This is a genomic window from Nostoc cf. edaphicum LEGE 07299 (assembly GCF_015207245.1).
Taxonomy (GTDB): domain Bacteria; phylum Cyanobacteriota; class Cyanobacteriia; order Cyanobacteriales; family Nostocaceae; genus Nostoc; species Nostoc edaphicum_B.
Window position 1 is genome coordinate 1 of sequence record NZ_JADEXF010000112.1, and the last position, 8,001, is coordinate 8,001.

Consider the following 8,001-nt stretch of genomic DNA (forward strand, 5'->3'; position numbering starts at 1 on the left):
CTTCTATTGCTTCTGCAAATTTTCCTTTTTCCTGAAAAAGATACCCTAAGTTGTGATAGGCGTAATGATAGTCTGGTTTAATTTTCAGTGCTTCTTGGTAAGAATCGATGGCATCATTGAATCGCCCTTGTTTTTGGAGTACTTCTCCTAAATTAGTATGAGATGATACCAAATCTGGCTGCAATGCAATAGCTTGGCGATAATATAATTCTGCTATCTTGAAATCGCCTGCCTGTTGCCTAGCTAAAGCAAATTGCTCATTCAACTCTGCGTAGTGGATTTGTTCTTCTGGTGACAGCTTACCTTGAATGTGGAGAATATTATTGATATTAATTTGTACTTCTATGCTGTCATGAAGAATTTCTAATGCTTTTTCATAACAGGCGATCGCTTCTTCTAGCTTACCCTGTTGTTGCAGACTAAACCCCAAACTGTTATGTATTACCCCTGCTTCAGGTTGTAATTGCAAGGCTGCTTGAAAAAATTGTTCTGCATTCTGATATTGTTCCCGTTCCTGCGCCAGCAGACCTAATCCATAAAATGCCTCTGACTGCTGGGGATCTAAGCCTATAATTTGACGATAAATCTCTTCGGCTTGGGTGAAGCGCTTAGTTTGGTGATATTGACTTGCGAGTTGGAGAGCATCAGGAATTGTGGTCACGTCGCTTTGCTCCAAATTCAAAATTAACAATCCCCATAAATAAACTTAGGAGCTTGTATCCTTTGATTTATGGGCTATAAATACAATCTTTTTTATTTAAAATGTCTTTTGTTCCTATATCTGCAAGGAACTCAAGCTTTTGAAACTTATAACTGATATCGATTGATATCATGTCTGCTTGGTTAGTTCTTAAACTTAATTAACAGGAATTTTACTCTTCTCTACCTTTCGGGGGTCTACGAGAAGCTTAAGGCTACGGTAAAGTCTTCCTCTTATGACTATTAGCCCAGAGTTTTAATTCAGGGCGGTTAAACAACACAGGCTGCAAACTGGGTTGAGAATTAAATGTTCTAAGTTGTAAAATTTTATTGCAGAAACATTTTTTTAAGACCAAAAGATGTACTTTTGGTAAAAGCCGAAGGCTCTTTGCTCATTTGAGCCTTCGGCATTTATCAATATACTAAGCTTTCGAGCCTAACTCTACTTCCAGAAGTTAATACTTTTTGTAAGTAGAGTTTAATTATTACTACTTGTTACTACTGGTAAGAAGTAGAAGCATAGCTTGATGACGAAGCAGTAGCACTGTTAGGAGTAACGGTAGCGTTAGTAAAGGTTACAGCGATGTTGTTAACGCCGCCGGTTGCTGAAGCATCTGCATCTGCTTGTGCAATGCTGGTGTATTTTCTGACTTCAGGCTTCTTGATTATGATGATGATTTTCTTAGGCTTATAAGAAGAAGTACCACCAATAATTTCTTCAGTGGTATTTTCCAAGTAGTTCAGATCAGAAATGATCATTTGAGTTCTCCTAAAATTTGTAACTGTTGTTGGGAATCTTGGTCTAACCAACTTGTTTCGTTTGGCTATACATCTAATATACTTTATTCCTCAAAAAAGTCAATGCTTTTTGGAAGATTTTATGATTAAAAAAACTAATGTATTTATATTCAAAAATCATTAAAAATAGCCCTAATTGAAGTTATAAAAAACTGCATAACAAATTTAAGCAGAAATTAAAAAATACTGCCTAGCAAGAGTTATAGCGATTGGATTTAATTTTAAATAACGCAAATACAGCACTTCGTAGAATATATTTACAAAACACTAAAAAGAAAAAACTATTAAGTTTTGAAGTAAATAAAACCTGTATCTGCAACATTTTGAAGACTAGATAAATCTCCCACGACTTAGGGTAGATATTTAGCAACAAAAACATTTGAAAATTATGAAATTATTTAGTTTTGGTGAATAACATATCTATTAATTCCTCTTCTGAACCGTCTGAGTCTATTTGAGTAACTATTTTCATCGTGGTGATTTGTTGCTTTAACCAATCAGAAAAGGATTCTGTAATGATTTTTTGGCGCAACTGTTCATCTAATTGGGGTTGAATTACTTCTTCCACCCAAATTAAATACACTCCCTTGGGAGTCGTTATCGGTTTGAGAGCTTCTGGTGGTGCAGCAGCAAAGACAGCGGCTGCAATCTCTGGACGAAAATCTTTGCGGTATCGGAGTCCTTTGTATCCATAAGCACGACGAGCTTCTGGTTCTGAGATATATAGACGAGCAATATCTGGAAAACTGATTTCGCCTTCTTCTAGGGCATAAAAAAGCTCTAAAGCCAAGTCTCGATCCTCGAAGACAACTTCGTAGGTAACGGCGGCGATATAATCTAGCTGATGTTCGTAAAAGTGCTTTTCCAGTTGATTGGAAAATAGATGATTCGCTAACTTCCGCGAAAGGATGTTGTTGTAGGCTAATTCTTCAAACTGATCCACAGAGAGGTGGTGTTTTTCTAGCCATGACCAGGTGTCTTTAGCTTTGACAAGCTTCTTGGCGAACCTTAAGTTATCTCCTTCTTGCTGTAGTTCTTCTGGCGTGACTGTAATTCCTGCCGCTTGAGCTGCTTCGGCAATAATACTTTGTGATGCGATCGCTTCCACAACAGCAGGTATCTGACAGGAGAGTTTAAGACTGTGAATGATATTTGAGGTAGAAATGGTCAGATTGTGGGGCATAACACGATATCTCCAATAATTAAGCGGATTGAGCATCCCTCCAGTTTTTCTATGAGACGCTGTTCGCGTTCGCTCAGGGTAGGTGGGCAAAGAGCATATAATGATTCCTCCAGTCTCCTTTGTCCTGTTTCCTGATTTCAGTGCGATACTTTAACTACATCTCCAAACCGCCCTTTTTCAGTTTTTTGAACGGATCTAGAACAAAGTCAATAACTCGGCGTTGACGAATGATGACTTCAGCATTTGCTGTCTGACCAGCACCTAATGGAATACGTTTGTTGCCACTTTGGACATACTGCTGGTCTAAGATGATTTCTAATTCATAGGTTTCGATGTTGCCTTGGGGTGTTTGGCTAACTTTCGAGTCAGGTGAGATCCAAGTAACTTTTCCTTGCACGATGCCATACTCTTGGAAGGGATAGGCATCAAACTTAACTTTTACTGGCATTCCTACCTTCAAAAAACCGCTATCCTGATTAGGCATATTCGCTCTGAGTACAAAGTCTGTTTTTGTGGGTGCAATTTGGGCAATCCTTTGACCGACTTGTACCACCGCTCCTGGCTTAGTGGTGGGTAATTCAAAAATCACCCCATTAATCGGCGATCGCACCACGCGCTGCTGAATTTGCAATCTTGTAGATATAAGCTGGCTTTTAGTCTGAGCGATTTCTGATTGCGTTGCTGTTATTTGTGCCTGTATATCTTTTAGCTGCTCCTGATTTTTCATTACAGCTAGTTGTCCGGCTTGCGTGGCACTTTTATAACTACTTTGTTCTTCTTGCAGTCGGAGTTTTGCCTGTTTGATATCAGACTCCAACGTTTTGATAGTTACTTGATAATTATTTAGCTCTTGGGCTAAACGCAATTCGGCTTGTTTAATATCTGATAGAGACTTTTTATAAAGTCGTTTGCTTCCTTGCTCTTGTTTTTTGATTTCATCAAATTGGGTCGCAGCAACTACCTTATTGTCAACGAGTTTGCTAAAGCGTTCAACTTGCTTAGAATCTATGCTCAAACGGGCTTCAGCCGATTCTTGATCGTCGCGACTGGTAGCAATTTGCTCCTCTGCTTGCTTAACTAATGATTGTTTTTCTAACTTTTGGAGGTTATAGCTACTCAGTTTGGCATCCAGGTTTTGCCGCACCTGGTTAAGTTGAGCCATTTTTTCTAATTCTTGGGATTTATTTTGTTGTTCTAAAAGACTCGTTGACATTAGGAGTTGATTTTTCAGCAATTCCAGTTGGGATTGCCGATTTTGTAGCCCTTGCAATTTGCTCTGGACTTGTTGGAGTTCTGTTTGCAGCAACTCAGAATCCAGTTCCAGTAAAACCTGTCCGGCTCTAACTGTATCTCCTTCTTTGACTGTAACTGTTTTGACACTCCCAGCAGCCTGAGCGTCTAATTTTTGAGTTGCGCCTTTAGGTTCCATACGTCCTCTGGCGCTACCAGTTTCATCGACTTTCGAGAGAATTGCCCAAGGCAAGAATAGACCAGCAAAGCCGATGAGCGTATACAACAAACCACGAGTCCAAATTCGAGGTAAGGCATTGAGTAGTTTTTCTGTACCATAGTACAAATCTTGACTTTCATTTTCTGCCTCTGTCTGCTCGTCTAACTCTACCGATTCCTCTTGCTGTTTGTAACTTTGATATTCATCTTGCTCATCTTGGGGAAGTGGCGACGATCTATTGGGATGTGGCATGGTTTTATTTCCAATAAAAGTAGATGGGGAGTGAGGGGGAAATCAATTCAAAATTCAAAATTCAAAATTGTTTACGCAGAGTCTCGTCGAGAATAAAAAGACTGCCCAATGCCCCATCAACTAACTTGAGACATCTGTTGTTGATTCAGGTAGTAATAATGACCTTTTTTAGCGATTAATTCGTCGTGGGTACCGCTTTCTACCAAAATACCTTGATCTAAAACCAGGATTAAGTCCGCGTTACGGACTGTAGAGAGGCGATGGGCAATAATTACACTTGTGCGTCCTTTAAGAATTGTTTTGAGGTTGTTTTGAATAATCCGTTCTGATTCTGAATCGAGGTGACTAGTGGCTTCATCAAACAGTAATAACCGAGGATTTCCGAGCAAAGCACGAGCAATAGCTAGGCGTTGGCGCTGTCCACCAGAGAGCATTCCGCCGCTTTCACCAATTTCGGATTCGTAACCCAGCGGTAATTTTTGAATAAATTCATCGGCTCCAGCATATTTTGCTGCTTGGATAATTTGTTCTGAAGAAGCATTTGGATTAGCAATCGCAATGTTTTCGCGAACAGTTCCACCAAACAGAAAAGTATCTTGGTCTACAACGCCGACTTGGGAACGCAGCGATCGCATAGATACACTGGTGATATCATTACCATCAATGAGTATTTTCCCATCTGTCGGTGGGTATAAACCCAAAATCAATTTACTGAGAGTTGTTTTTCCAGAACCGCTGCGCCCTACGACTGCAACCATCTGTTCTGGCTTAATTTCAAAGTTGAGATTTTCTAATACGTTAGTGTCGCTTTCTGAGTGATAACGAAAGGTAACATTCTGAAAACAAATGTTACCGCGGAGTTTACCCAACGACTTGCGGGGTTTAGTTTCTAAGTCTTCTTCTGGTTCCGCCTCCAACACATCATTAATCCGTTCAGTGGAAATCACGATTTCTTGTAATTCATTCCACAGCAAAGCCAGTCGTTGGAAAGGACTCAAGACGTTACCCACTAACATATTGAAAGCAACTAATTGTCCAATAGTTAGTTCGTTATTAATTACCTGGGTTGCTCCGTACCACAGCAATGAAGTATTTACAAAGGTGTGGATGACGCCACTGATAATTTGCAAACGATTGTCAATTATTTGAGCATTAAAGTCTTTTTTGATTAAATCATTTAGCAGTTCCTCCCAACGCCAACGCACTGTCTGTTCAATTGCTAATGAGCGGACGGTACGAATTCCGCTTAAAGATTCTATGAGATAGCTTTGTTCTTTGGTAGCTGCATTAAAAATATCTCTGGAGATACGGCGCAAAATACTTGTGCTGGCCAGCGCCAAGATAAAAAATGGCGGTACAGTACACAGCACGAATAATGCCATCCGCCAGCTATAGGAAAACATCAAAGCCAGATAAACTACTAATGTCAGCATATCCAACACAATCGAGAGTGTCTGACCAGTAAGGAAGTTCTGAATTTTCTGGTTTTCTTGGATGCGCGAGATTATATCCCCAACGAAACGCGACTCGAAATAAGCAAGGGGCAAACGGAAGGTATGTTTGATGAAGCCTACGAGTAAGGCGATACTAATGCGGTTAGCAGTGTGAAATAAGAGATATTGCCGTACACCGTTGACAGCAACACCAAACAACCCAAAAACAATCATTCCCAAACCAATGGCGTTTAAGGTTGGAACACTGCGTTGCACAAGTACTCTGTCGAGCAACAACTGGGTAAATACTGGCGTTACTAACCCAAATAATTGAATGACTATCGAAGCTATAAAAATTTCTAGCAGTGTTCGATAGTGAGGTTTGACTAACTCAAAAAATTTCCAGAAGCTTCTACTTTCGTCTTTAGCACTTTTTAGTAGAGCTGTAGGTTGCAATAACAATGCATAACCAGTCCAACCTGCTTGAAATTCAGCTTTTGTCAGACTGCGTTGACCAAGAGCCGGGTCACATACAATCACCCGCTTTTTGGTGATTTCATAGACAACAATAAAGTGTTTACCTTCCCAGTGAGCAATTGCAGGTAAAGGTTGTTCTGCTAATTTATCAAGGGTAGCTTTCACTGGACGGGTGGCAAAACCCAGGTATTCTGCTGTTGCTGCCATAGCCTTTAGGGATGCACCGTTGCGAGTGACATTGGTCATATCCCGTAAGCGATTGATACTAAAATGTTTGCCCCAATAGTTACCAATCATCACCAAGCAAGCAGAGCCACAATCAGCTGCACTTTGTTGGGCATAGAAGGGATAGCTTTTGGTAATCCGCTTCCACCAATGCCCCATTTGTACTTTCGGACTGGGAAAGTAAAAACGTGATTTTTTTGTTGGCTGTTGTTGTGATTGCTTCTCTTTTTGGGGAAAAGGAATAATTTTAGATTTTGGAGATGGGGAAGTTTTTTCTCTACTACCTAATCTTCTGCGATGTACTGAGCCGATAGTTGTGTCCTCAGTCTCCAATTCCGTTTCGCTGACACTCATGGCAAAAGCCCACTCCCCCAACTCCGGGAAGTATTCTAGTGCTGTTTGCATCTGGTCGTTTTTCAGAATGTAAGCAATCGTTGGTAGCGTTGTTTGCCAATCTCCTTGTTTTGGTTGAGCAAAGATTGTACCTGGTGTCAAAGAATCGCCTTCTGAATGCCGCAGTTGACCTTTGTACAATAGCCACAACTGTGAATCTTGAGATATTTCTGGACTTACAGAGCCAGTGTCTAACTGGTGCCGCTCAAACAAAGATAAGGCTTTGAGCATTCCTGAAACTTGTGATGTATGGCGTGGGAATTGTGATACTTGGCGACATAACAACAACAAATCCCAAAGTTCTGCACGGGCAAATAGGCGATCGCGAATGTTAGGATACTTGTCTATCAACCTTTGCAATGCTTCTTGCCTAAAATAGCCAAGTTTTAGGCTTGTCGAAGCTCTAACTACATAAGGACTAAAGTTAGCTTCGGGAAACAAAGTCAATTCACCAAAGACAGACCATGCACCAAAGGTAGTAATTAAATTCTCTGAGCTATCTAATAGTCGGACTTTACCTGTAAGAATAATGTATATACCAGGATTCGTCTGTGCAGATTCCCAGAATTGCTTTGCTGATGGTGGCTCCACAATCTCCATTTCTGCCAAGAAGTTCTCTAATTCTTTTTCTGAAAGTTTTGTACCCAAGGTATACAAAATTCTTTCACCCACATGTTGCTCAGAAAGCACTGGTGGCATTTTTTAATCTCCACAAAAAAATTTACTTATCAGTCGGAATTCAATTCAAAACTTCATTAAAAATATTATTTAATTCCGTATTTTCACCGAGGATACTCTAAGCTTTATTAAAGTAGAGTTTAGAGAGAAATAGTATGCTGTAGAGCATCTATCTTTTAGATACAAGGTATTTTTATTGAGTGGGCAACCTACTTGTTACAGCGAGTTTATTGATGTGGCAATAACTAGTGCAAATGCTAGAATATCGAGTGTTTAGCGACATTTAACTTCAAAAAGTAACTGCATTGACAGACTCCGCACAAATATGGATTGCTCATTTTTGCAATCAGCAGTGGTTGTAAGTGATGATTAAGAATAATTATTTTTGCAATATAATTTGCTGTATGCAGCAA

5 protein-coding genes are annotated in these 8,001 nt (G+C 39.9%); all 5 read right to left on the reverse strand.

All coding sequences use genetic code 11. The annotated features are described in order from the left end of the window. The coding region (locus tag IQ229_RS05135) for a tetratricopeptide repeat protein (RefSeq protein WP_194041866.1) at positions 1-661 on the reverse strand (661 nt) is incomplete at its 3' end. 536 nt (positions 662-1,197) lie between these two features. Continuing rightward, positions 1,198-1,458, reverse strand: a complete 261-nt coding sequence (locus IQ229_RS05140) for a hypothetical protein (protein ID WP_194041868.1) — start codon at positions 1,456-1,458, stop codon at positions 1,198-1,200. A 433-nt stretch (positions 1,459-1,891) separates the two neighbouring features. Beyond that, entirely contained in the window at positions 1,892-2,680 is a 789-nt protein-coding gene (locus IQ229_RS05145) for a peptidylprolyl isomerase (protein WP_194041870.1), read from the reverse strand. Between the two features lie 154 nt (positions 2,681-2,834). Beyond that, positions 2,835-4,382 carry an HlyD family efflux transporter periplasmic adaptor subunit gene (locus tag IQ229_RS05150; RefSeq protein ID WP_194041872.1) on the reverse strand — a complete coding sequence of 516 codons (1,548 nt, stop codon included), beginning with the start codon at positions 4,380-4,382 and terminating at the stop codon, positions 2,835-2,837. A gap of 116 nt (positions 4,383-4,498) precedes the next feature. After that, the gene (locus IQ229_RS05155) at positions 4,499-7,609 is read right to left on the reverse strand and encodes a peptidase domain-containing ABC transporter (RefSeq protein ID WP_194041874.1); all 3,111 of its coding nucleotides are present in this window, start codon (positions 7,607-7,609) and stop codon (positions 4,499-4,501) included. Between the last annotated feature and the right edge of the window lie 392 nt (positions 7,610-8,001).